Consider the following 21,648-nt stretch of genomic DNA (forward strand, 5'->3'; position numbering starts at 1 on the left):
GGGGGGAGGGACAACGCGTCAAGGGGAGGGCGTCATGTCCGAAGCCGAAGTTCAGTCAGAGCCGCGCGTGGTGGCGACCGATGCCGCACTGGTGCTCATCCGGGAAATCCAGGTGGATCATCCCGATATCCTGTTTCATCAATCGGGTGGCTGCTGTGACGGCTCCTCGCCCATGTGCTATCCGGCGCACGACTACATCGTCGGCGACCGGGATGTGAAGCTTGGCGAAATCGGCGGCGTGCCGGTCTATATCAGCGAAAGCCAGTTCGGCGTGTGGAAGCATACGCAACTGATCATCGATGTCGTGCCCGGCCGCGGCGGCATGTTCTCCCTTGAAAACGGGCGGGAAAAGCGATTCCTCACCCGCTCGCGGCTGTTTGGCGGCGGCGAGGCCTGCCCCTTGCCCGCACGCTGAACAAAGAAAACCCCGCTGTGTCCAGCGGGGTTTTGCATTCAGGCGATGGGGTGGATCAGCAGGCCGGATCGTCGTTCACGATGCAGGCGCGCTGCCGCTTCGGCTGGAAATGCTCTAGTTCCGATAGCGATTGCGACCCTGCCATTCGGCGCGATCCCGCTCCTCGTCGCGGAAGCGGTCATCGCCCCAGTCATTGCCGGGGCGTCGGCCCTGGCACTCGCCGCGGCCAATGATGTCGTAGCCGCTGTTGCGCGCCTCGCAGGCATTGGCGAAGGTCTGGCGATCGCGGCCGTTCGCGCCGCAGACCGGTGCATATTCGCGCGTGCAGGCACGACCTTCGTCCGGACGCGGATCCGGGCGTCCGCCGCCCCGGCGGCATTCGCCGGCTCCGACGATCCTGTAGCCGCTCGAGCGCGCCTCGCAGGAATTGGCGAAGGTCTGGAGATCGTTGCCGCGCGAACCGCAGACCGGGCGATACTCCATCGTGCAGGCCTGCGGGCCCGGCCGGTAGCCGCCGCCGCCCTCATCGACTTCCACCGAGCAGGCCGCAAGCGTGCCGGCAGCAAGAAGGATGGCTATGCGTCCGGCCAGCCGGCGAATGAAAGGCGACGTCGGTGTCATGGATTGCTCCTCGTTGATTTCAATGAACCGTAACGTAAAATTGATCCGCCCGGTATCCGGGCCGACGCAAATAACAGCCAATATATCCAGGGATGCAAAAGCCCGCGCGACCAGTGGCTGGCGCGCGGGCTCTTGAGAGCTTGAACTGGCTGTGAAATCAGTCGAACAGGCTGGAAACGGACTCTTCCGCAGCGGTCCGGTTGATCGCTTCGCCAAGCAGGGTGGCTGTCGAGATGACGCGAATATTGTGCGCGGACTGGACGGCGGTGGTCGGCTGGATCGAATCGGTGATTACCAGTTCCTTCAGCTTGGAAGAGGTGACGCGGGCAACGGCGCCGCCCGACAGCACGCCGTGCGTGATGTAGGCGGTGACGCTCGTTGCGCCGTTCTTCAAAAGAGCCTCGGCCGCGTTGCAGAGCGTGCCGCCGGAATCGACGATGTCGTCGATCATCAGACAGTCCTTGCCGGTGACGTCGCCGATGACGTTCATGACTTCGGATTCGCCTGCGCGTTCGCGGCGCTTGTCGACGATCGCCAGCTGGCAATCGAGACGCTTGGCCAGCGCGCGGGCGCGCACCACGCCGCCGACGTCCGGCGAGACGACCATGACGTTTTCGAGATTGTAGTTTTCCTTTACGTCACGGGCCAGGATCGGCACGGCGTAGAGGTTGTCGGTCGGGATATCGAAGAAGCCCTGGATCTGGCCTGCATGCAGGTCCAGCGTCAGCACGCGGTCCGCGCCGGCTTCGGTGATGAGGTTCGCGACGAGCTTGGCGGAGATCGGCGTGCGCGGGCCCGGTTTGCGGTCCTGGCGTGCATAGCCGAAATAGGGGATCACGGCCGTGATGCGGCGCGCCGAGGAGCGGCGCATCGCATCGATCATGATCAACATTTCCATCAGGTGATCGTTGGTCGGGAAGGACGTCGACTGAACGACGAAAACGTCCTCACCGCGCACGTTCTCCTGGATTTCAACGAAGATTTCCTGGTCTGCGAAGCGTCTGACCGTTGCACGGCCGAGCGGTACATTCAGATAATTGCAGATCGCTTCGGCCAGGAGCCGGTTCGAATTGCCCGCGAAAACCTTCATCTATGGCCCGCCTGTTATTCTGCTGATGGGGGGGCTTTAAGCGGCAAAATCCGCGAATGCAAGGGCTTTGCCGCGTTGCAACGCGTTTCTTCGCATTTCGCTGTGATTTACCGTTTCGAGTGGCTTAACCGCGTGCCGTGCCGCGCCAGTCGAGATATTGGCGAATGGTCTTCTGGGCGATCCCTTCCATCGTGCGCGCCGGCACCGCCGCCCATGGGTCCGCCGCCGTGCCCGAGACGGTTTCCTGGCCCTGGATGCGGTGAAGCCTTGCGCCGCTGGTATCGAGCACGTCCCAGACATAGACCACGGTCGTCTTGCCGTTGTCGTTCATCGCGGAGAAGTAGCCCTTCAGGATATGGTTGCTGGAATTGTCCGAGGCGCTGCGGATCGTCAGTCCGCCGGCCCGGGCTTCCGCGCCGAGGCGCTTGGAAAGCGGTGTGACGGCTTCGACCGGTGCGCCGATGATCGGCAGGAACCGGATCGTTTCGCCGGCTTGCGCGGCATTGTCCGGCAGCGCTGCGACCTCTTCCGCGCCTTCCGAGGTTTCGGCCGCCAGCGAGCGCTGGGCGGTGGTGCGGGAAAGTGCGGCGTCGGACTGCCCTGCGCCATTGTTGCGGGCGAGCGCGTCTGCCTGGCCCTGGAGGGTGCCGGCCGTGTCAGCGCCGGTCGAGCCGCCCGAGGTGGCGAAAGCGGTCTGCTGCGTGGTCGTCGTCACCGGCATGGTGGTGACCGGGGTCGTCTCGGCGCTCATCTGGTCGAGATCGCTCTGGGTGACCGGCGGCGAATTGAAGCCGTTGCCGACATCGGCGCGCGGTATCAACGCGTCGGTGCTGTTGCAGCCGGCCAGCGCGGTGATAAGGCCGATCAGTGCCAGTCGCTTCATCAGCTTGTGCATCATCCTCGTCCGTGTCCTCAGGAGGCTTTTCGCCTTCTTTGTTCCCCGCAACGATTTATGGGTTTCACCCCAAGGCCTGTCAATTGCGGGATTTTGCGGGGTCTGCGTTTCGTCAATCAGACCTCGATGAAATCAAGCCCGTAGCGTGACAGCGGTTTAGGCATGTCGGTCGTCGTCAGATATGTCTGGCCAAGCGTCATCGCCGTGCCGGTATCGGAATCGAGGATGATCGTGTGCACGAAGAGCGACATGTCCGGCTCGATTTCCTGCGGATTGCCGTGGAGGAACATCTGCGGGTCCATCCAGGAGGGCGCAAAGCGCGCGCCGACGGAATAGCCGCAGGTGTTGAGCCGGTGCCGGGCAAGGCCGCGCTCGTCGAGGATGCGGGCGAAGGTCTCGAAGACCGTGCCGAACGTATTGCCCGGCCGCAGCACCATTTCCATCGCCTGCATGGTCTCGCGGCAGGCGCTGTAGAGTTCGCGGTGACGGGCGCTGGGCTCGCCGATGACGGCGGTTCGCATCATCGGCGCATGGTAGCGCGCGCTGACGCCGGCCCATTGCAGGCTGAGCTGGTCCCGCGCCTCCAGCCTGCGGCGGCCCGACTTGGACCGTACCAGCAGCGCGTCCGCCCCCGAGCCGATGACGAATTCGTTGGCGGCATAGTCGCCGCCGCCGGCAAGAACGGCATTTTGCAGCGCGGCGAGGATCGCCGCCTCGTCGCCGCCGGCAACGATCAGCGGCAGGGCGGCGGCAAGCGCATCGTCGGAAAGCGCGGCTGCGCGCTCGACATAGGCGATCTCGGCCGGGCTCTTGATGAGGCGCAGGCGGCTGACGACGTGCGAGGCGTCGACAAGCTCGCCAAAACTCTGGAGCTGGTTGTCGAGCAGGCGCGCATTGCGGCCGGTGAGGCCATGCGTGTTGTATTCGACGCCGATGCGGCAGCCGAGCAGGTCAAGGTCGGAGAGGAGCTTCTTCAGGTCCAGCGTCGGATCGGCGTTCACGCGGTCGACCCAGACCTCGATCTTCTCGATATTGGACGTGTGGCGGGCCTGACGCAGGTCCGCCGAGCGCGTCATCAGCACCATGTCGCCGGACGCCTTGACGATGAGCGTCTGGAAGAAACAGTAGCCGAACGTGTCGTAGCCGGTCAGCCAGTACATGCTTTCCTGCGCGAAGAGCAGCATGGCGTCGAGCTTTTCCTCCCGCATGCGGGAGGTGAGGCGCTGGAGCCGGTTGGCGTATTCCTCGGTGTCGAAGTGAAGTGCCATTGCGGTGTCTCCCTCGTCTTCGTCTGATTGTCGGGGCGTCAGCCCCGTATCATGATTGCGGAAATCTGGCGGCCGTAGTCCGGTTCCTGCCGATGGGTGGTGCGCCGATAGGAGTAGAAACGATCCTCGTCGGGATAGGTGCAGATGTCGAGGTTTTCGGCCGTCACCCCGGCATCTTCCAGACGCTGTGTCGTCAGTGCCGGCAGGTTGAACATCGCATGGCCGGCCTTCTGCGACGGCGTGAAGTAGCGTTCGTAGCTGCGGTCGACATCGAGGAAGCGTTCCACGAATTCCGGGCCGACCTCATAGTTCCGCGGGCCGATCGACGGGCCGAGGCTGGCGAGGATATTCCGGCGTTTCGCGCCGAGCTTTTCCATGGCCTTGATGGTGTTCTCCAGAACGCCGTAGAGAGCACCCTTCCAGCCGGCATGGGCTGCGCCGACGATGCGGGCCTCGGGATCGCAGAACAGGATCGGGCCGCAATCGGCGGCGAGAACGCCGAGGACGATGCCGGGCGTCGCGCTCACCAGTGCGTCGGCGTTCGGCCGGGCGCCGTCATAGCTGTCGTCGACCACGACCACATCCGGCGAATGGACCTGGTGGACCGTGGCGAGCCGCTCCGGGGTGGCGGAGAACCAGCGGGCGACGCGGGCGCGATTCTCGTGCACGTCGTCGCGCTCGTCCTTCGAGCCGAGGCCGACATTGAGGCCGCGATAGATGCCCTGCGAGACGCCGCCATTGCGCGTGAAGAAGCCGTGCAGGGCTGTATTTCCGGCGCGTTCGGCCAGTAGCGGGCTTTCGATCGGGGAGGGGAGCGTCTGGTCCTTCATGATCTCTCGGCTGGGCTTGGAGCGGGCCGCCAGGCAAGGATTTCGGCCGTGGCATGCGGGTGCAAATCGGGCCGGATGTTGTCCGGCCTTGGCGGAAGTGTCAATCGGGCTGACGGAACGGAAAGAGCGCAAGCGGTGCGCTTCCGACCGCCAAAACCTTGAAAAGATCACCCATTTTACCAGCGCCAGACCCTGCGAGGCGGTCGATATCGGACAGGATCGCCTGCTGCGTCGTCTCGTCGCGGTTGCGGCCGAGCGCGGAGGCGCGCTCGCCAATGCCGAGGCCGACGAGGAAGTCGCCCTGATGCAGCATGCCGTGCACATGGAGGCCAGAGGCGGCGGCGGCGCCGGCAAGACGCTCGAAGTCCACGTGGCTTGTCAGGTCGGCCTCGCCGGGATGGGCGAGCGGCGGGTCGAAATCGTGTTTCAGGACCGCCTGCAGTGTATCGCCGAAGCCGGTGATGAAGTGGCCATAGTCGATCGCCAACGCCGTGCCGCCGAAACGGGCGATGCGTTCGCCGATCGTCGCCATCACGGCCTCGCGGGCGGGGGAAATCTCGAAGATCGTGCCGTTGGGAACGTTTTTGTGGTGGTCCGGCAGCAGCGCCGGATCGAGCCCGGCGACGCCGGCGGCAAAGGTCAGTTCGTCATTCGCGTCGAGGCCGATCATCCGCTCGCGAAAACCGGAGGCCGTCTTGATGAACTGGCGGATCGGGATCGCGTCGAACAATTCGTTGGCGGCAAGCAGTACGAAGCCGTCCGGCAGCTCCTCGAAGCTGTCATGCCAGGTGACGCGGGCGGCATTGGTGCCGAGCGTCTCGTGCTGGACGGCACGCAGTTTGGGGCTCGTCTCGACCAGATGGATCGTGGCGTTCTCGTAGAGCTGCGGAGCGAGCTTGGCGATGACGCGCAGCATGTCGGCCATCATCGTGCCGCGGCCGGGGCCGATCTCGGCGATGCGCACGTCGCCCGGACCGCCGTGCTTCTGCCAGGCATGGACGAGGAAGATGCCGATCATCTCGCCGAAGAGCTGGCTGATTTCCGGCGCCGTGACGAAGTCGCCGGCACTGCCGAACGGATCGCGGGTGCGATAGTAGCCGTAGTCCGGATCGGCCAGGCAGAGCGCGAAATAGTCGGTGACGCTGATCGGCCCGTTGATGCGGATCAGCGCCTTGATCTTGTGGGCGAGAGGTGTCGGCATGGGCGGATCCGCTCAGGCGCTGGCCGGCCGGGCCGCACGGGCGCGAACGATCGCCCAGACGCCGAGGGCGAGCATCGGCAGCGAAAGCAGCATGCCCATGGTCAGCCAGCCGCCGAAGAGATAGCCGAGCTGCGGATCGGGCTCGCGGAAGAATTCGACCGTGATGCGCGAAAGCGCGTAGCCAGCGACGAAGAGGCCGGTGACGAGGCCGGGGCGCTTGAGCGCGCCGAAGCGATAGATGGCAAGCGCCAGCAGGGCGAGCAGCACGATGCCCTCGAGGCCGGCTTCGTAGAGCTGGCTCGGATGGCGGGCGAAGGGCCCGGCTTCCGGGAAGATCACCGCCCACGGCGCGTCGGAAAGGCGGCCCCAAAGCTCGCCGTTGACGAAATTGGCGATGCGGCCGAAGAGCAGGCCTATGGGCGCGACGGCGGCAACGACGTCGAACAGGCTCCAGATCGGGATGCTGTGCCGCCGGGCGAAAAGGATCATGGCGATGGTCGTGCCCGCAAGGCCGCCGTGGAAGGACATGCCGCCGTTCCAGACCTGGAGCGCGCGTAGCGGATCGGCGGCGACGTTCTGGAAGTCGTAGAACAGGATGTAGCCGATACGGCCGCCCAGAATGATGCCGGCGGCGGCCCAGACGAGGAAGTCGTCGAGCTGTGTGCGGTTCATCGGCGCGTCGCCAGCCCACAGCCGCGGCGTCTCGACCAGCCGGCGGGCATAGATCCAGCCGAGCATGATGCCCACGACATAGGCGAGACCGTACCAGTGCACGGCGACCGGGCCGATGGAGAAGGCGATCGGATCGATCTGCGGGTAGGGCATGATGGCGAGAAGGTACGCGACGTTCGTCAAAGTTTAGCTCTTCCTGTTTCGGGCGGAAGATGGCGGCGGCTTGAGGCAGGGTCAAGGCGATAAATCGTGATCGGTGGCCGCGCGGCAGTTCGAACGGGTGGCGATCCACCGGAATCCGCTTGCAAGCGCAGCCCCGAGACCCTACCTCAGTTCATGACGCGGCGGGCGGTGGTTGCCCGCCAGAACCAATCGACACCCGAGGAGGGCAAACCATGACCACCGGTGCGAACCGCATTCTGGACGACTTCGCCAAGCTGATGACCGATGCCGCCGGCGCCGCCCAGGGCGTGCGCAAGGAGGCCGAGACCGTGTTTCGCGCCCAGGCCGAGCGCTTCATCAACGGCCTGGACCTCGTCAAGCGCGAGGAATTCGAGGCGGTGCGCGAAATGGCGGTCAAGGCGCGCGACGAAAACGACGCGCTTCTCAAGCGCATCGAGGCGCTCGAAGCCCGTCTCGACGCGGGTAGCTGAGCCGTTTCGACACAGCTTTTGACTGACAGGACTCGGTTGGCGTGATTCACATCGCGCCAACCGTTTTTTTTAATAAAATTTTTACCCCTGTGGACACTTGCGAAAAGCCCTTTGCGCAGAGTCTCTTAAGCGTCGGACCTGAATCTCTTTGACAGCCACTGTCCACAACCGGGTGGGGAAAACGGGAGTGCAGGGGCTGGCGTCATGACTCCGCCGTTATACACTGATTTTAAATGATGATTCGAGACAGGCACCGCAAGCTTCGGGCAGGGTAAGTCGCCCAGAATACGTGTAGTGCCGAGAAATCATTCAGTGTTGTATCCGGAGTACGGTTTGCCGCGTCGTGTGTGTGGGCACGATGACGCATGCCTTCCGGTCTAGAAGGTGACGCATGAGCCTTATGCAATTGGATATCGGACGGCAGTCCAACCCGGTCGACATGATCGAGTTCGTTGCGGCCACCAATGACTGGTCGTTCGAACGGTCCGGCGAAGACGAGATCGCGATGACCGTCGAAGGCAAGTGGGCCGACTATCACGTCTCCTTCTCCTGGATGGAGGAGTTCGAGGCGCTGCATCTTGCCTGCGCCTTCGATATCAAGGTTCCCGAAAGCCGGGTCAACGAAGTCCATTGCCTGCTCTCGCATGTGAACGGCCAGGTGCTCATGGGTCATTTCGACCTGTGGCGCCGCGAGGATGTCGTGATCTTCCGCCAGTCGCTGCTGCTTGCCGGCGGCGCGGAGCCCACCAACAGGCAGGTCGAAGTGCTGCTTTCCAGCGCGCTCGAAGCCTGCGAGGCCTATTACCAGGCATTCCAGTTCGTCGTCTGGTCCGGCATGGATGCCCAGTCCGCCGTCGATGCCGTGCTCTTCGAGACGGTTGGGGAGGCATGACGATGGCGGTCGCAGCTCAGGGGCCAATCGTTCTCATCGGCGCCGGAAACATGGGTGGCGCCATGCTCACGGGCTGGCTGAAGAGCGGCATTTCCGGTTCCTCGGTGATCGTGATCGATCCCGGTCCGCAGCCGGCCATGGCCAAGCTGATTGCCGACAATGGCGCGCGCCACGAGACGTCCGCGCCTGAAGGTGTAAAGGCCGGCGTGATCTTCGTCGCGGTCAAGCCGCAGGTCATGGATCAGGTCCTGCCGCCGCTGAAGGGGCTCGTCGGGCCCGAGACCGTCGTCGTCTCGGTTGCTGCCGGCAAGACGATCGCCAATCTCGAAAGCCATCTGGGCGAAACGGCCACCGTGCGGGCCATGCCGAACACGCCGGCCATGATCGGCCGTGGCGTGACGGGCGCTTTCGCCAATGCCCGCGTGTCGCAGGCACAGCGCGATTTCGTTCACTCTTTGCTCAAGGTGAGCGGCCCCGTTGAATGGGTTGCAACCGAAGGCGATATCGACGCTGTCACGGCGGTGTCGGGCAGCGGCCCGGCTTATGTCTTCTATCTCGTCGAGTGCATGGCAGAGGCAGGCCGCAAAGCAGGCCTGCCGGCGGACCTCGCCATGCGCCTCGCACGGGAAACCGTCGCGGGGGCTGGTGAACTGCTTCACCAGTCCCCCGACGACGCCAGCCGCCTGCGCCAGAACGTGACCTCGCCCGGCGGCACCACTGCCGCTGCCCTGTCGGTTCTCATGGCCGATGACGGCATGCAGCCGCTCTTCGACAAGGCCATCGCCGCCGCGCGCAAGCGCGCCGAGGAACTGGCGGGCTGAACGACGCCAAGGATTTTTTCATGACCGAGACCATTACCTACGCTGATTTCGAGCGCGTTGACATTCGCGTCGGCACCATTGTCGAGGCGCTGCCCTTCCCGGAAGCGCGCAAGCCCGCCTATAAGCTCCAGATCGACTTCGGCCCTGAGATCGGCACGAAGAAGTCGTCAGCGCAGATCACCGTGCACTATACGCTGGAAGAGCTCGTTGGCCGCCAGGTGCTTGCCGTCGTCAACTTCCCGCCGCGCCAGATCGGGCCCGTGCGCTCCGAAGTGCTGACGCTCGGTTTCGAGGACGAGAACGGTGCGATCATCCTTGCCGGTGTCGACCGGCCGGTGCCGAACGGCAAGAAGATGTGCTGACCCTTTAATTCCGATCAGGCGGGAACGCGGATCGTCGCCCTCAGTCCGCCCATCGGGCTGTCGGAGAGCGTGACGTTGCCGCCGTGACTGCGGGCGATGTCGAGCGCGATGGCAAGGCCGAGGCCGGTGCCGGAAGCATCGAGATTGCGTGCTTCGTCGAGGCGGAAGAACGGCTTGAAGACATCCTCGCGCGAGCGTTCCGGAATGCCGGGGCCGTCGTCGTCCACGGTGATCGTCAGCCACTTGGCGCGGTGGTGCGCCTCCACATGCACGGTCTTGGCATAGCGCAGCGCATTCGAGACGAGGTTGCCGACCAGGCGGCTGAAGGCGTTCGGCCGCACCATGACCTCGTCGTCACCGTCGATCTCGCAGGTAAAGGTGCGGTTGTGCAGCTCCGCTTCCAACGCGAACCTGTCGAAAAGATCCGAAAGCCTCAGTTCGCCGACATCTTCCTCGACATCCCCGCGCGCGAAGGAGAGATAGCCCTCCAGCATCGTCTGCATGTCCTCGACATCCTTACTGAAGCCCTGCAGGTCGGGATTGTCGCCGGCGAGCGCGAGCTGCAGCTTGAAGCGGGTGAGGATGGTGCGCAGGTCGTGGCTGACGCCGGTCAGCATGGCGGTGCGCTGCTCCATTTGCCGCTCGATGCGCTCGCGCATGAGGATGAAGGCAAGGCCCGCGCGGCGTACCTCGTCCGCGCCCCGCGGCGCAAAGCTCTCCGGCATCTTCTGGCCCTTGCCGAAGCTTTCTGCGGCTTGCGCCAATGCCAGGATCGGCCGGATCTGGCCGCGCAGGAAGAGGATGGAGATGACGATCAGGACGAGCGACGCACCGATCATCCACAGCAGGAAGATATGGGTGTTGGAGGCGTAGGCCTGATTGCGCCGCGCATAGACGCGCAGCACCTTGTTGTCGAGCAGGATGCGCACCTCGACGAGGTTGCTCTCTCCGACCGTGTCTATCCAGAACGGACGGCGGATCTGGCGGACGATCTCCTCGCTGAGAATCTCGTCGAGAATGTTGAAAAACGGCTTGCTGCGCGGCGGCGGCAGTTCCTTGCCGGGCTCGATCGAGACGATGAGTTCCAGCCGCTCGCGGGCGATGCGGGTGATCTCGGAATAGTCTTCGTCCTGCGGATAGGTCTCGATGAGGTCGATGATCGCGGCGATGTCGCGGGTGACGGCCATGGACAGGCGCTGCGTCACAAGCTGCCAGTGGCGCTCCATGAAGATGAAGGCCACCACCGCCTGGAGCAGGATCATCGGAATGATGATGATGAGAAGCGAGCGGGCGTAGAGGCCGGTCGGCATCTGGCGTCGCAGCCAGCGGGCGAAGCGCTTCCAGGCAGCGCCCGGCGCACGTTCCAGATCCCGCCGGATGGTCTCGAACGTGGTCATCGGACTGCGCTTTCAGCCGGGCGCCCCACGGTCAAACCTGCTCGACGCTCAGGCGGTAGCCGATGCCGCGCACCGTCTGCAGCCAGATGGGATTGGACGGATCGTCCTCGATCTTGCGGCGCAGGCGGTTGATCTGCACGTCGATGGTGCGTTCGCCGACCTCGGTTTCCTCGCCGATCAGCTCGTGGCGCGGGATGGTCTCGCCGGCGCGCTGGGCGAAGAGCAGCATGATGTCCTGTTCGCGATCGGTGAGCCGGATCAGATCGCTGCCGCGCTTCAGCTCCTTGCGTACGATGGAGAAGGTGTAGGGACCGAACATTACCTGCTCGATCTTCGGCGTCGTCGGGGCGGCGTTGCGCTTCAGGATGTTGTTGATGCGCAGCACCAGTTCACGTGGCTCGAAGGGTTTTGACAGGTAGTCGTCGGCACCCGCTTCGAGGCCCTCGATGCGCGCCGTGGATTCGGCAAGCGCCGTCAGCATGAGGATCGGCACGGGGCGGATCTCGCGCAGGCTCTTCGTCAGTGTGAGGCCGCTTTCGCCGGGCATCATCACGTCCATGATGATGAGGTCGAAATCGAGACCACGCAGCTTTCGCCGGGCCTCGTCCGCATCTGCCGCCACCGTCACGCGAAAACCCGCACCCATCAGGTAACGGTTCAGAAGGTCGCGAATACGGGTGTCGTCGTCGACGACGAGAAGGTGGGATGCGTCATCGGAGGGCGTGCCGGCAGCGGTCATCGTCTTCTCCTCCTGCCCATTTGTTATTCGCTCTTGGCGTTCTGCATGCCGGTAAGGAACCGGATCACCACCCGGCGATCGCCGGCGTTCATCTCCTCGAATGCACGGGCGATGCGGCGGGATTGCGGCTCTGCGAGCGCAAGCGCAAGGTCCCGTCCGGCCCGCGTCGGATAGAGCCTGCGCTGGCGGCGGTCCTCGGGGCCTGCCACCTGCTGGATATAGCCGGAATCGATCAGCTGCTTCAAGACGCGGGCAAGCGACTGCTTGGTGATCTTCAGCGTGTCGAGCAGGTCCGCCACCGTCATGCCGGGCTCGCGGTTGACGAAGTGTACGACCCGGTGATGGGCGCGGCCGAAGCCGCTCTTCTCGAGAATGGCGTCCGGATCGGAAATGAAGTCGCGATAGGCGAAGAACAGGCCCTCGATGATCTCGAGATCGATGCGCCCGTCGCCCGTCATGGCGTCCTCATGCAGCTCGCTATCGCCGTTCTTGTCCGGCATCTGTCGGGCCACGTTGTCATTTCCTTTCATGCCTTGCCGCCCCCGCGTAATTTATAGCAAAATATGTCAGCTTTGTTGACATATTTTTGCGCCCTTGTTAGGGTCCGTTCACATTGCGGTTCCCGGGCGCCGACGACTATCCGGCGTTTCTCCGATCCCCAATTCGGATTACCATCCGATCAGGTAATCCTGCCCGTTCTGGTTAGACCGTAACAGGCGAAACAATCAACTTGAAAGAATGGCGCGTGAGAGCGCCGGAGGATGACACCATGGCTGTTCCTTTTGACCAACTGGATGGACAAATCTGGTTCAACGGCGAGTTCATCGACTGGAAGGATGCGAAGATCCACGTGCTGACGCACGGCCTGCACTATGCAAGCGCGGTTTTCGAAGGCGAGCGCGCCTATGGCGGGCGCATCTTCAAGCTGACCGAGCATAACCAGCGCCTGCACCAGTCCGCCGAAATCCTCGGCTTCAAGATTCCCTACACGGTCGAGGAACTGGACGCGGCGAGCATCGAACTTCTGAAGCGCCAGGGCTTTTCCGAGGCTTATGTGCGCCCGATCGCCTGGCGCGGTTCGGAAATGATGGGCGTCTCGGCGCAGAACAACCGCATCAACGTCGCCATCGCCATCTGGCAGTGGGGCAGCTACTTCAATCCGGCTGAAAAGCTGAAGGGTATCCGTCTGGACATCGCCGAGTATCGCCGCCCCGACCCGAAGACCGCGCCGTCGAAGTCGAAGGCCGCCGGCCTCTACATGATCTGCACCATCTCCAAGCATGCCGCCGAAGCCAAGGGCTACGCCGATGCGATGATGCTCGACTATCGCGGCCAGGTGGCGGAAGCGACCGGCGCCAATATCTTCTTCGTCAAGGACGGCGTCATTCATACGCCGGTGCCGGACTGCTTCCTCGACGGCATCACGCGCCGCACGGTCATCGGCCTTGCCAAGCGCCGCGGCTATGAGGTGGTCGAGCGGGTGATCATGCCGGAAGAGCTGTCGGATTTCTCGGAATGCTTCCTGACCGGTTCGGCCGCGGAAGTGACGCCGGTTTCGGAAATCGGCCCGTACCGCTTCACGCCGGGCACGATCAGCGAAACGCTGATGAACGACTATATGAAGGAAGTCTATCCGGTCGCTGCCGCCGCCGAATAAGCGCGGGTTCAGCGTCTCTTTCGTCATAGCCGGGCCTGCGGGCCCGGCGAACGGCGGAGGAAAAGCAGGCTTCGATAGAGAATTGGCGGCCCTTGCGGGCCGCCTTTTGTTTGTGCAGGCGTCAGGCGGCCTTCTTGCCGAGAACCGCGCCGACGATGGCCGTCAGCACGCCGCCGCCGACGAGGCCGCCGACACCGTTGGCAACAAGCCCCGAAAGGCCGGCTTCACCACCCAGCATTTGCAGGAGAAAACCGCCGCCGACGCCGCCGATAGCGCCGACGATGGTGCGCACGATCGCGCTCACAGCCACCTGTTTCAGGGCAGCGCCCGCAACATTGCCGCCGACGGCGCCGGCGATGAGCTGCGTGATGATGGGCATCAATGCTTCCATGACTTCCCCTCCGAAAGGTCCGCCCGGACGACATTGTCCCGAGCCGGACGCTTACCTCGTTGCCGGGGCGCGGTCTGGAGCCCGCACGCCCGCTGCCGAAAGACTCGGCATTCGCAACGTGCGGACAATTTTGAGGCGTGTCAATTTCTCCGTGTAGTTCGTGCACCGGAGTTTCGCGCATGAAAAGAGGCGGCCGCAATGCGACCGCCTCTTCCTTCCCCGCAGTGGCTTGGTTGCCGCGGTTGTTATTCTGCTGCTGCGATCACACCGCGGCGGATCTGGTCTTCCTCGATCGATTCGAAGAGCGCCCGGAAGTTGCCTTCGCCAAAACCTTCGTCGCCCTTTCTCTGGATGAACTCGAAGAAAATCGGGCCGATCACGGTCTTCGAGAAGATCTGGAGCAGGATCTTCGTCATGCCGCCATCGACCACGCCTTCGCCGTCGATCAGGATGCCGTGCTTCTTCATGCGCGCGACCGGCTCTTCGTGGCCGACGACGCGCACATAGGAGCGGTCGTAATAGGTGTCCGGCGGGCCGGGCATGAACGTGACGCCGTTCTCGGCCAGCCTGTCGGTCGCGTCGTAGATCGCATCCGTGCCGACCGCGATGTGCTGTATGCCTTCGCCCTTGTACTTCTTCAGGTACTCGACGATCTGGCTCGTGTCGTCCTTCGATTCGTTCAGCGGAATGCGGATCTTGCCGCAGGGCGAGGTGATGGCGCGCGAGACGAGGCCGGTGATGCGGCCGTCGATGTCGAAGAAGTGGATCTGCTGGAAGCCGAAAAGCTCGCGGTAGAAATCCCACCACTTGTCCATGTTGCCGCGATAGACGTTGTGGGTGAGGTGATCGAGATAGTAGAAGCCGACGCCCTGCGGCTTCGGATCGCGCTCGCCCGTCCATTCGAATTCGGCATCATAGGCCGAGCCCTTGGCGCCGTATTTCTCGACGAAGTAGAGTAGCGAGCCGCCGATGCCGACGATGGCGGGCACGTCGAGGGCCTTGTCGTCGCCTTCATAGGGCGTCGCGCCCTTGGAGACGGCATGCGCGAAGGCGTGTTTCGCATCCACCACGCGCCAGGCCATGGAGGCGGCGCAGGGGCCGTGCAGCTCGGTGAACTTCATGGCGTGCGAGCCGGGCTCGGCATTGACGACATAGTTGATGTCACCCTGCCGCCAGACGGAGATCGCTTTGGTGCGATGGGTGGCGACCTTGCTGTAGCCCATGCGGGCAAACAGTTCCTCGAGCTTTTCCGGCTGGGGATGGGCGAACTCGACGAACTCGAACCCGTCGGTCCCGGCCGGATTTTCGGCGGTGATCAGCGCCGGCGGCGCGTCATGCGGGAATGGGCCCATCGTTCGTCCTCCTCGAAATGATGTGAGGCAATTATGGCGCGAATTCCATGCAATGTGTGTGCATAGTGCTTGCGTTTTGGCAGTTTCGTGCAATGTTCGTGCATATTGATGAGGTAAGGGGGGCGATCCGTGCATCTCGACGATTTTGACCGCAAGCTGCTTGCGCATTTGCAGGAGGATGCGCGGCTGACGAACAATGAGCTGTCGGAGCGCATCAACCTTTCGCCCTCGCAATGCTCGCGCCGGCGCATAAGGCTGGAGGAGGAGGGCGTCATCCGCGCCTACCGGGCGGAACTCGACCGGGAGAAGCTCGATCTCGGCATCGTCATCGTCGTTACCGTGACGCTTTCGAACCACAACCGCGACAATGCGGTGCGTTTCGCAAAGCTGATTTCCGGCCTGCCGGAAGTGCTGGAGGCATTCTCGCTGACGGGCGAGATGGATTACATCATCAAGGTCGTGGTGCCGAACCTCAAGGCGCTGTCTGCCTTCGTCAATGATGTGCTGCTGCCGCATGAATCCGTTTCGCATGTGAAGACGGCGATCGTTCTCGACACGCTGAAGGAAACCATCGCCCTGCCGCTCTGATCGCTGTTGTCCGGGCAGCAGCCGTCCAGCTTGGCCTGTTTCCATTGGAACAGACCGGTTTTCCGCGCCGCTATAGAAGCAATCCACAGGCGCGAATACGGCCGGGAGCAGGGAGCAGGACGATGCGATCCAACACGAAGCGACAGAACCCGGTGGTCAACCGCCTCCGCCCGGTCGTCTATCTTTATGCGGCGCTGAACATTGCGGTCATCGCGCTTCTCTTCTCGACGGTATCGCCGACGCTTGCCCCCGTCGAGGCGCCGCAGATCGCCAGCCTGCGCTAGTTCGCGCTTGGTCTTGCCCCACCGTTGCGGCTATACGGGATCGACAAGCGGCAATCGAGCGAGGACCCCATGGGCATGCTTCAGGCGGGCATCATTCCCGTCACTCCCTTCCAGCAGAACTGCACCATTCTCTTCGATACGGAGACGAAGGAAGGCGTGGTCGTCGATCCGGGCGGCGATGTCGACGTGATCCTTCAGACGGTCAAGGAAAACGGCATCGCGCTGAAGGCGATCTGGCTGACGCATGGCCATATCGATCATGCGGGCGGGGCGAAGGAACTGAAGGACACGCTCGGCATCGACATTATCGGCCCGCACAAGGACGATCTTTCGCTGCTGCAACGGCTGGAAGCACAGGCCTCGATGTTCGGCGTGCCGATGAAGGTCAGCAATGTCGTGCCGGATCGCTGGCTGGAAGACGGCGACACGGTGTCTTTCGGCGATCATGAATTCGAGGTCTACCACACGCCGGGCCACGCGCCGGGCCATGTGATCTATTTCAACCGCAGTCAGGGTTTTGCCCATCTCGGCGACGTGCTTTTCCAGGGCTCGATCGGGCGCACGGACCTGCCGGGCGGCGACCACCAGCAGCTTCTGGATTCGATCCGCGACAAGGTGTTCCCGCTGGGCGACGAGGTCGGCTTCATCTGCGGTCACGGACCGGGCGGAAAGATCGGCGAGGAGCGGCGCACCAACCCGTTCCTGCGCGGGCTTTAGCGCAAAAAAAGCGATGGCCTGAACAAAAAGCGAGCGCCTTGCGGTGCTCGCTTCTTGATTCAGGCATGCCGGATTTTCAGCCTGCGGTGCAGAAATGCTCGCGGCCGTCATAGCCGACGAAGGTGCCGCTTTGCGGGTTGAACGAGCGGTAGCGCTGCGCGCAGTAATCGTACCAGGACTGGGTCCAGGGTTCGTAGCTCGGCGCGTAGACCGGCTGGCGGCGATAGATCACGCGGGGCTCGGGTTCCGGATAGTATTCCGGCTCCACATAGCGGCGTTCCTCATAACGGGGCTGGGATGCCAGCGCGCCGCCGATGATGACCCCGGTGGCCAGGCCCAGCGCGCCACCGATCAGGGCGTCGCGATCGCGGTCACGGCGATGATGGCGGTGGCCGCTGTCTCCGCGCCAGTAGCCGTCGCGGTCGCGCGCCGTGGCAATACCGGCGGTCGCGGTGAGCGTCGTCGCGGCAACGGCTACGGACAGCACGAGTGTCTTGATGGCTTTGTTCATGACGTCGTTCCTTTGGATCCGGCCCATGCCGGTCGATAACGGGAACAAACTAGAAGACTGCGGCTGAATGGGGGCTGAACGAAAAAACCCGGCATCTCTGCCGGGCTCCAACTGAAAATCCTGAGAGTACCGGATTAGCCGGAGATCTGCAGGTTAACCGCCTTCGGGCCTTTGCCGCGGCGATCGGGTTCCGTGTCGAAGCTTACCTTCTGGTTCTCGGAAAGGCCGTTCAGGCCGGAAGCCTGCACAGCAGAGATATGTACGAAGATGTCCGCACCACCGTTGTCGGGCTTGATGAAGCCAAAGCCCTTCTCGGTGTTGAAGAATTTTACAGTGCCAGTTTCGGCCATGCGTCAGGTCCTTTTCTCTCCGTCCGCACACTTGGCGGCGGGAAGCATGTCAGATTTGCCCCGAGGGGCGTTAGGCAGGCAGTTCTCGAGGTTGAGGAAAGGATCCTGTTTTTACCGCAGCCAGCCAACCACAAGGCACTAAGACCATCCAGATGTTGACCGCCCGGAATTGTTTCGCGTCTCCGGCGCGCTTTTATTCAAGGTCTTCCCGTGTTCGCAAATTGCCCGAACTAGGCAAGATTGATGCGTTTGCGTCAAATTGGCAAGCAAAAGTTTTGGGGCGAGTTTGATGCGCCTCACTTTGGTCAAAATCCGGGCGGTTGCCGAAAAATCCCGCAGATTTTACGAGACTTTGCACGATCCGGCGTGATCTATATTGCGCTGCCAAAGAAAGGCCGATGGATTGCGCGCAATCATACTTCGACGGGCTTGCCCTGACGTCGGCCGCGCAGGATTTCCGGCACCAGTTCCACCGCAAGCATTGCCGCGAAGATGATGGCGCAACCGATATAGCCGGCGGTGCTGATCGTCTCTCCCAGAAGCATCACGCCGAAAAGGGCGGCGAACAACGCTTCGCTGGAAAGGAAGATGGCTGCCTGTGGTGCGGTCGTATAGCGCTGGGCGACATTCTGGAAAATGAAGGCGATGCCGCTCGAAAAGAGGCCGGCATAAAGGATTTCCGGCAAGGCGCCCTTGATGGCGGCGAGGCTGACGGGTTCGAACAGGATGCCGGCAGCGCAACCGAGCACACCGCAGACGGCAAACTGCACGAGCGACAGGGCGATCGGCCGGCCGGACCGGCCGGCGAAGACGCCGACGCAGATCATCTGCACCGACCAGAGCACCGCGCAGACGATGGTCAGCATGTCGCCGACCGTGAGGGCCGAAAGCGTGCCGCCGGAAAGCAGGAAGATGCCGAAGGAGGCCATGAGGGCGGCCGGCCAGATGATCCAGTGCGGCCTGCGGCGCAGAACCAGCACCGTCAGGATCGGCGTGAAGACGACATAGAGGCCGGTCAGGAAGCCCGAATTGGTGACGGTCGTGGTGAGAAGGCCGACCTGCTGGAAGACGGCGGCGGCAAACAGGGCGAGACCCGTCAGCACGAAGCCGATGATGTCCGCCGGTCGCACCGCGCTTGCTGCGCGCGCTTTTTCCCATAATGCGAAGGGGAGGGCGACGAAGGTGGCGACGATGAACCTCAGCCCGATGAACCAGATCGGACCGAGTGACTCCATCGCCGTCGACTGGGCAATGAAGCCCGCGCCCCAGATGGCGCCGGCCAGCAACAGGAGAAGGTTCGCCTGAACGCGCGTCATGTGTCGTACCCTGGTGGGAGGAACGTGGCGCGGCTGCGCCGGGTCGTTCTGCTATCAGCAGCGCGCGTTACAGACAAGAGAGGGGGAGGTGTCAGTCCACCACGGTGGAGCGGGCAACGCGCAGCAAGGCGCCGTCGGCTTCGTCCGTGAGGAGAAGCAGCGCCCCGTCCGGCGCGACCACGACATCGCGGATGCGTCCGAATTCGCCCGCGAACAGCCGCTCTTCCGAAAGGACCGCGCCACTGTCGTCCCGCTCGAGACGGGCGACGAGCTGGTATTTCAGCGCGGCGACGATCAGGTTGCCGTCCCATTCCGGAAACATCGGACCGCGATAGACGGCGATGGCGCCAGGCGCGATGGACGGATCCCAATAATAGAGAGGCGGTTCGTAGTCCCTGGCCGACGATCCAAGCTCGAACTCGGCGCCCGAATAGTGTCTTCCATAGGAGACCAGCGGCCAGCCGTAGTTGCGGCCGGGCTGCGGGTTGTTGATCTCGTCGCCGCCTCGCGCGCCGTGTTCGACCGAAAGCAGCGTGCCGTCCTTCGGGTCAATGGCAAGGCCCTGGGGATTGCGGTGCCCTTTCGACCAGATTTCCGCAAGGCCGTCGGACGTGCCGCGGAAGGGGTTGTCGGCTGCCGGGCTGCCGTCCGGGTTGATATGAAGGATTGCGCCAGCGTGGTCGCGCGGATCCTGCGCGCGGCCGCCTTCGCCACGGTCGCCGATGCCGAAGAACAGGCTGCCGTCTGGGGCGACCGCGATGCGTGAGCCGAAATGCTGGCCACGCGTGGTAAGACGGCTCATCAGGAAGATGCGGGTTGCGTCTTCAAGCTTCGTTCCGTCCTCCGAGAGCCTCGCCTTTGCGACAGCGGTGCCGGAGCCGCCATCGCCGCGGGCGCTGTAGGTGAAGTAGAGCATGCGGCTGGCGGCGAAATCAGGGGCAAGCGCAAGGTCGAGCAGGCCGCCCTGGCCGTTCGTCGCGACTTCCGGCACGCCGCTGACGGGCGCGGAAACCTCACCGTTGCGGACAATGCGGAGCGTGCCGCCCTTTTCCGAGACGAGATAGCCGCCGTCCGGCAGCACTTCGACGGACCAGGGCTTCTTGAGGCCGCTCGCCAGCGTCTCGACGGTGAGGGCGGCCTTCTTGCTGGGGATCTCGCGGGTCTGCGCGGCGGAAGGGGCGGCGGAAAAACCGAGAACGAGGAGAAGCGTGGCGGTGGCGCCTCTGAGAAGGTCTTTCAAGTCGCTCTTGTCCAGTCGCATCGCGATCTCCTGCACGTTGACCTTAACTGGCCCAGAGTGCGGTGCCTTTCAAGGGCGCGATGGGTAAGCGAAGGTCAATTTTGCGTGGGGCCGGCCTCCGGGACCGTCTTCTCGATGCCGGAGGTCTTGATCATGTCGAGACCCGCTGCGGCAGGTGGCGACATCAGGCTGATGACCATGACCACACAAGCGGCGAGCGCTGTCATGGCGATCAGGAACATGGCACGCGATTCGCGGGCCTTCGGCGATCTGCCGACCTTGTCTTCGTCCAGAAACATCGTTCTCCCCCTGCCTTGCGCTCTCTTTTGTGAGTGTGAAAAAGCCTGCGGAAATCGGCGTGACAAGGACCGAATTACGGCAAGTCCCGACATTTATTGTGGCGAAAAGACGGCAAGGTAAAAAAGGCGGAATTTCAGCATGTTCGGTCGAATAGACCGTCGCTTTCTACCGTTCTATACGCCGCGCTTTCCGAACTGGCGCAGCGGGCGGACGACAGGCGTTTCAACGGGGGAAGGGAGGCTTGTCGCGGTGGTTTCGGCAGGGTTCGCTTGCGGCACGTAGCCGGCATCGGGAAAGGTGAGGTTGAAGGAAGTGGGGGCAAGTTCCGGTCGGGCGAGCAGATAGCCCTGCATCAGCGGACCGCCCATCTCGCGGCAGAGGTCGATCATGTCCGGGTCCTCGATCCCGGCGACGATGGCGCGAATGCCCTTGGCCGCGAACTGGCCGAGAACGAGGCGCAGCAGGGCCAGCCCGGCGGAGTTTTGCGCAAAGCCGCGCAGCCAGGCGGTATCGAAGGTGACGAATTGCGGCTTGAGGCGCTGCAGGCGTTCGAGGTCGCGGTCGTCGCCGGAATAATCGTCGATCGCGATGGAAAAGCCGCTTTCATGTATCCGTGCCGCAAAGAGCGCCGGCGTGTCCGGGTCGTCATCGGCGTGCTGGCGGATTTCGCAGGCAATGGCGTCGGGCGGCATGCCGGCCTGGTGCGCAGCCAGCCGCAGCCGCTCCATTTCCTGGCGCATGGCCTGCGGCGTCATATAGAGACCGGCGTGAAAGTTGATGATGAGGGCCGTATCACGGCGGCCCAGCGCGCCGGTATTGAGGATGTGCAGGCTGCGGCAAAGGCCATCCACCGCACTGCGCTCCTCCTCGGGCACGGTCTGGAAGAATTCGCCGGGAGAGCAGGGCATGCCATCCGCGCTGGCGCGGATCAGGCCCTTGAAGGCGGCGATCTGCAATTCTCCATCCATTCCTTCGGCAAAGAGCGGCTGAAGGGCGGATTGCAGCAGATAGGGGCCATAGACCGCGCTGAAAGCGCCATCGGCCTGGCGGACAAGATTGGAAAAGATGCTTCTTTCGCTCATGCAG

At 63.3% G+C, this 21,648-nt stretch carries 27 protein-coding genes; 9 read left to right on the forward strand and 18 right to left on the reverse strand.

Going from position 1 to position 21,648, the window contains the following annotated elements; genetic code table 11:
* The first annotated feature begins 34 nt into the window (after nucleotides 1-34).
* The gene (locus WA950_RS01620) at nucleotides 35-415 is read left to right on the forward strand and encodes a DUF779 domain-containing protein (RefSeq protein ID WP_424549923.1); all 381 of its coding nucleotides are present in this window, start codon (nucleotides 35-37) and stop codon (nucleotides 413-415) included.
* A 114-nt stretch (nucleotides 416-529) separates the two neighbouring features.
* Here the strand turns inward: WA950_RS01620 and WA950_RS01625 are convergent, their stop codons facing one another.
* From WA950_RS01625 to lgt, 7 genes are all read right to left on the reverse strand, one after another.
* Nucleotides 530-1,036 (reverse strand): Kazal-type serine protease inhibitor family protein, encoded by a 507-nt coding sequence (locus WA950_RS01625; RefSeq protein ID WP_424549924.1) that lies wholly within the window; start codon nucleotides 1,034-1,036, stop codon nucleotides 530-532.
* Between the two features lie 157 nt (nucleotides 1,037-1,193).
* Complete coding sequence (locus WA950_RS01630) at nucleotides 1,194-2,126, reverse strand: ribose-phosphate pyrophosphokinase (RefSeq protein ID WP_424549925.1); 933 nt, start codon at nucleotides 2,124-2,126, stop codon at nucleotides 1,194-1,196.
* A 124-nt stretch (nucleotides 2,127-2,250) separates the two neighbouring features.
* On the reverse strand, nucleotides 2,251-3,021 hold the full coding sequence (locus tag WA950_RS01635; protein ID WP_424550056.1) for a hypothetical protein: 771 nt from the start codon (nucleotides 3,019-3,021) through the stop codon (nucleotides 2,251-2,253).
* A gap of 116 nt (nucleotides 3,022-3,137) precedes the next feature.
* A complete protein-coding gene (locus WA950_RS01640; protein WP_424549926.1) occupies nucleotides 3,138-4,289 on the reverse strand; it encodes a M24 family metallopeptidase in 1,152 nt (383 codons plus the stop codon).
* 38 nt (nucleotides 4,290-4,327) lie between these two features.
* The gene (gene pgeF / locus WA950_RS01645) at nucleotides 4,328-5,119 is read right to left on the reverse strand and encodes a peptidoglycan editing factor PgeF (RefSeq protein WP_424549927.1); all 792 of its coding nucleotides are present in this window, start codon (nucleotides 5,117-5,119) and stop codon (nucleotides 4,328-4,330) included.
* Between the two features lie 100 nt (nucleotides 5,120-5,219).
* The gene (locus tag WA950_RS01650; protein ID WP_424549928.1) at nucleotides 5,220-6,320 is read right to left on the reverse strand and encodes a class I SAM-dependent methyltransferase; all 1,101 of its coding nucleotides are present in this window, start codon (nucleotides 6,318-6,320) and stop codon (nucleotides 5,220-5,222) included.
* Between the two features lie 12 nt (nucleotides 6,321-6,332).
* On the reverse strand, nucleotides 6,333-7,145 hold the full coding sequence (gene lgt, locus WA950_RS01655; protein WP_424550057.1) for a prolipoprotein diacylglyceryl transferase: 813 nt from the start codon (nucleotides 7,143-7,145) through the stop codon (nucleotides 6,333-6,335).
* Between the two features lie 242 nt (nucleotides 7,146-7,387).
* Between lgt and WA950_RS01660 the strand changes: the two genes are divergently transcribed.
* From WA950_RS01660 to WA950_RS01675, 4 genes are all read left to right on the forward strand, one after another.
* Nucleotides 7,388-7,645 (forward strand): accessory factor UbiK family protein, encoded by a 258-nt coding sequence (locus WA950_RS01660; RefSeq protein ID WP_424549929.1) that lies wholly within the window; start codon nucleotides 7,388-7,390, stop codon nucleotides 7,643-7,645.
* A 391-nt stretch (nucleotides 7,646-8,036) separates the two neighbouring features.
* Nucleotides 8,037-8,537, forward strand: a complete 501-nt coding sequence (locus WA950_RS01665) for a YbjN domain-containing protein (RefSeq protein WP_424549930.1) — start codon at nucleotides 8,037-8,039, stop codon at nucleotides 8,535-8,537.
* 2 nt (nucleotides 8,538-8,539) lie between these two features.
* Nucleotides 8,540-9,358, forward strand: coding sequence for a pyrroline-5-carboxylate reductase (gene proC, locus WA950_RS01670; protein ID WP_424549931.1), 819 nt, complete (start codon nucleotides 8,540-8,542; stop codon nucleotides 9,356-9,358).
* 20 nt (nucleotides 9,359-9,378) lie between these two features.
* Nucleotides 9,379-9,720, forward strand: a complete 342-nt coding sequence (locus WA950_RS01675) for a tRNA-binding protein (RefSeq protein WP_424549932.1) — start codon at nucleotides 9,379-9,381, stop codon at nucleotides 9,718-9,720.
* Between the two features lie 14 nt (nucleotides 9,721-9,734).
* Here the strand turns inward: WA950_RS01675 and WA950_RS01680 are convergent, their stop codons facing one another.
* Genes WA950_RS01680 through WA950_RS01690 form a run of 3 tightly spaced genes read right to left on the reverse strand, consistent with a single transcriptional unit; the run spans nucleotide 9,735 to nucleotide 12,356 of the window.
* Nucleotides 9,735-11,117, reverse strand: a complete 1,383-nt coding sequence (locus tag WA950_RS01680) for an ATP-binding protein (protein ID WP_424549933.1) — start codon at nucleotides 11,115-11,117, stop codon at nucleotides 9,735-9,737.
* A gap of 31 nt (nucleotides 11,118-11,148) precedes the next feature.
* A complete protein-coding gene (locus tag WA950_RS01685; protein ID WP_424549934.1) occupies nucleotides 11,149-11,856 on the reverse strand; it encodes a response regulator in 708 nt (235 codons plus the stop codon).
* 23 nt (nucleotides 11,857-11,879) lie between these two features.
* Nucleotides 11,880-12,356: a MarR family winged helix-turn-helix transcriptional regulator gene (locus WA950_RS01690; protein WP_424550058.1), complete on the reverse strand. Its 477-nt coding sequence runs from the start codon at nucleotides 12,354-12,356 to the stop codon at nucleotides 11,880-11,882.
* A 269-nt stretch (nucleotides 12,357-12,625) separates the two neighbouring features.
* On the opposite strand from WA950_RS01690, the gene WA950_RS01695 reads away from it, so the two are divergent.
* Complete coding sequence (locus WA950_RS01695) at nucleotides 12,626-13,513, forward strand: branched-chain amino acid aminotransferase (protein ID WP_424549935.1); 888 nt, start codon at nucleotides 12,626-12,628, stop codon at nucleotides 13,511-13,513.
* Between the two features lie 121 nt (nucleotides 13,514-13,634).
* Here WA950_RS01695 and WA950_RS01700 read toward each other — a convergent pair whose 3' ends face one another.
* Both WA950_RS01700 and hppD read right to left on the reverse strand, forming a co-directional pair.
* Nucleotides 13,635-13,904 carry a hypothetical protein gene (locus tag WA950_RS01700; protein ID WP_424549936.1) on the reverse strand — a complete coding sequence of 90 codons (270 nt, stop codon included), beginning with the start codon at nucleotides 13,902-13,904 and terminating at the stop codon, nucleotides 13,635-13,637.
* A gap of 245 nt (nucleotides 13,905-14,149) precedes the next feature.
* Nucleotides 14,150-15,256 (reverse strand): 4-hydroxyphenylpyruvate dioxygenase, encoded by a 1,107-nt coding sequence (gene hppD, locus WA950_RS01705; protein WP_424549937.1) that lies wholly within the window; start codon nucleotides 15,254-15,256, stop codon nucleotides 14,150-14,152.
* Between the two features lie 129 nt (nucleotides 15,257-15,385).
* On the opposite strand from hppD, the gene WA950_RS01710 reads away from it, so the two are divergent.
* The 3 genes from WA950_RS01710 (at nucleotide 15,386) to WA950_RS01720 (ending at nucleotide 16,845) form a co-directional block, all read left to right on the forward strand.
* Nucleotides 15,386-15,844, forward strand: coding sequence for an Lrp/AsnC family transcriptional regulator (locus WA950_RS01710; protein ID WP_424549938.1), 459 nt, complete (start codon nucleotides 15,386-15,388; stop codon nucleotides 15,842-15,844).
* A 122-nt stretch (nucleotides 15,845-15,966) separates the two neighbouring features.
* Nucleotides 15,967-16,128, forward strand: a complete 162-nt coding sequence (locus WA950_RS01715) for a hypothetical protein (RefSeq protein WP_424549939.1) — start codon at nucleotides 15,967-15,969, stop codon at nucleotides 16,126-16,128.
* Between the two features lie 75 nt (nucleotides 16,129-16,203).
* Nucleotides 16,204-16,845 carry an MBL fold metallo-hydrolase gene (locus tag WA950_RS01720; protein ID WP_424550059.1) on the forward strand — a complete coding sequence of 214 codons (642 nt, stop codon included), beginning with the start codon at nucleotides 16,204-16,206 and terminating at the stop codon, nucleotides 16,843-16,845.
* A 76-nt stretch (nucleotides 16,846-16,921) separates the two neighbouring features.
* Here WA950_RS01720 and WA950_RS01725 read toward each other — a convergent pair whose 3' ends face one another.
* The 6 genes from WA950_RS01725 to WA950_RS01750 all read right to left on the reverse strand — a co-directional run bounded on the left by WA950_RS01725 (nucleotide 16,922) and on the right by WA950_RS01750 (nucleotide 21,644).
* Complete coding sequence (locus WA950_RS01725; RefSeq protein ID WP_424549940.1) at nucleotides 16,922-17,356, reverse strand: BA14K family protein; 435 nt, start codon at nucleotides 17,354-17,356, stop codon at nucleotides 16,922-16,924.
* 134 nt (nucleotides 17,357-17,490) lie between these two features.
* Nucleotides 17,491-17,706, reverse strand: coding sequence for a cold-shock protein (locus tag WA950_RS01730; protein ID WP_203424100.1), 216 nt, complete (start codon nucleotides 17,704-17,706; stop codon nucleotides 17,491-17,493).
* Nucleotides 17,707-18,119: 413 nt separating this feature from the next.
* Complete coding sequence (locus WA950_RS01735; RefSeq protein ID WP_424549941.1) at nucleotides 18,120-19,022, reverse strand: DMT family transporter; 903 nt, start codon at nucleotides 19,020-19,022, stop codon at nucleotides 18,120-18,122.
* Nucleotides 19,023-19,113: 91 nt separating this feature from the next.
* Complete coding sequence (locus WA950_RS01740) at nucleotides 19,114-20,283, reverse strand: PQQ-dependent sugar dehydrogenase (protein WP_424549942.1); 1,170 nt, start codon at nucleotides 20,281-20,283, stop codon at nucleotides 19,114-19,116.
* 74 nt (nucleotides 20,284-20,357) lie between these two features.
* A complete protein-coding gene (locus tag WA950_RS01745) occupies nucleotides 20,358-20,561 on the reverse strand; it encodes a hypothetical protein (protein WP_424549943.1) in 204 nt (67 codons plus the stop codon).
* Nucleotides 20,562-20,735: 174 nt separating this feature from the next.
* Nucleotides 20,736-21,644, reverse strand: coding sequence for an EAL domain-containing protein (locus tag WA950_RS01750; protein WP_424549944.1), 909 nt, complete (start codon nucleotides 21,642-21,644; stop codon nucleotides 20,736-20,738).
* Nucleotides 21,645-21,648 lie beyond the last annotated feature (4 nt).

Origin of the sequence: Shinella sp., assembly GCF_049651085.1 — a bacterium.
Classification (GTDB): domain Bacteria; phylum Pseudomonadota; class Alphaproteobacteria; order Rhizobiales; family Rhizobiaceae; genus Shinella.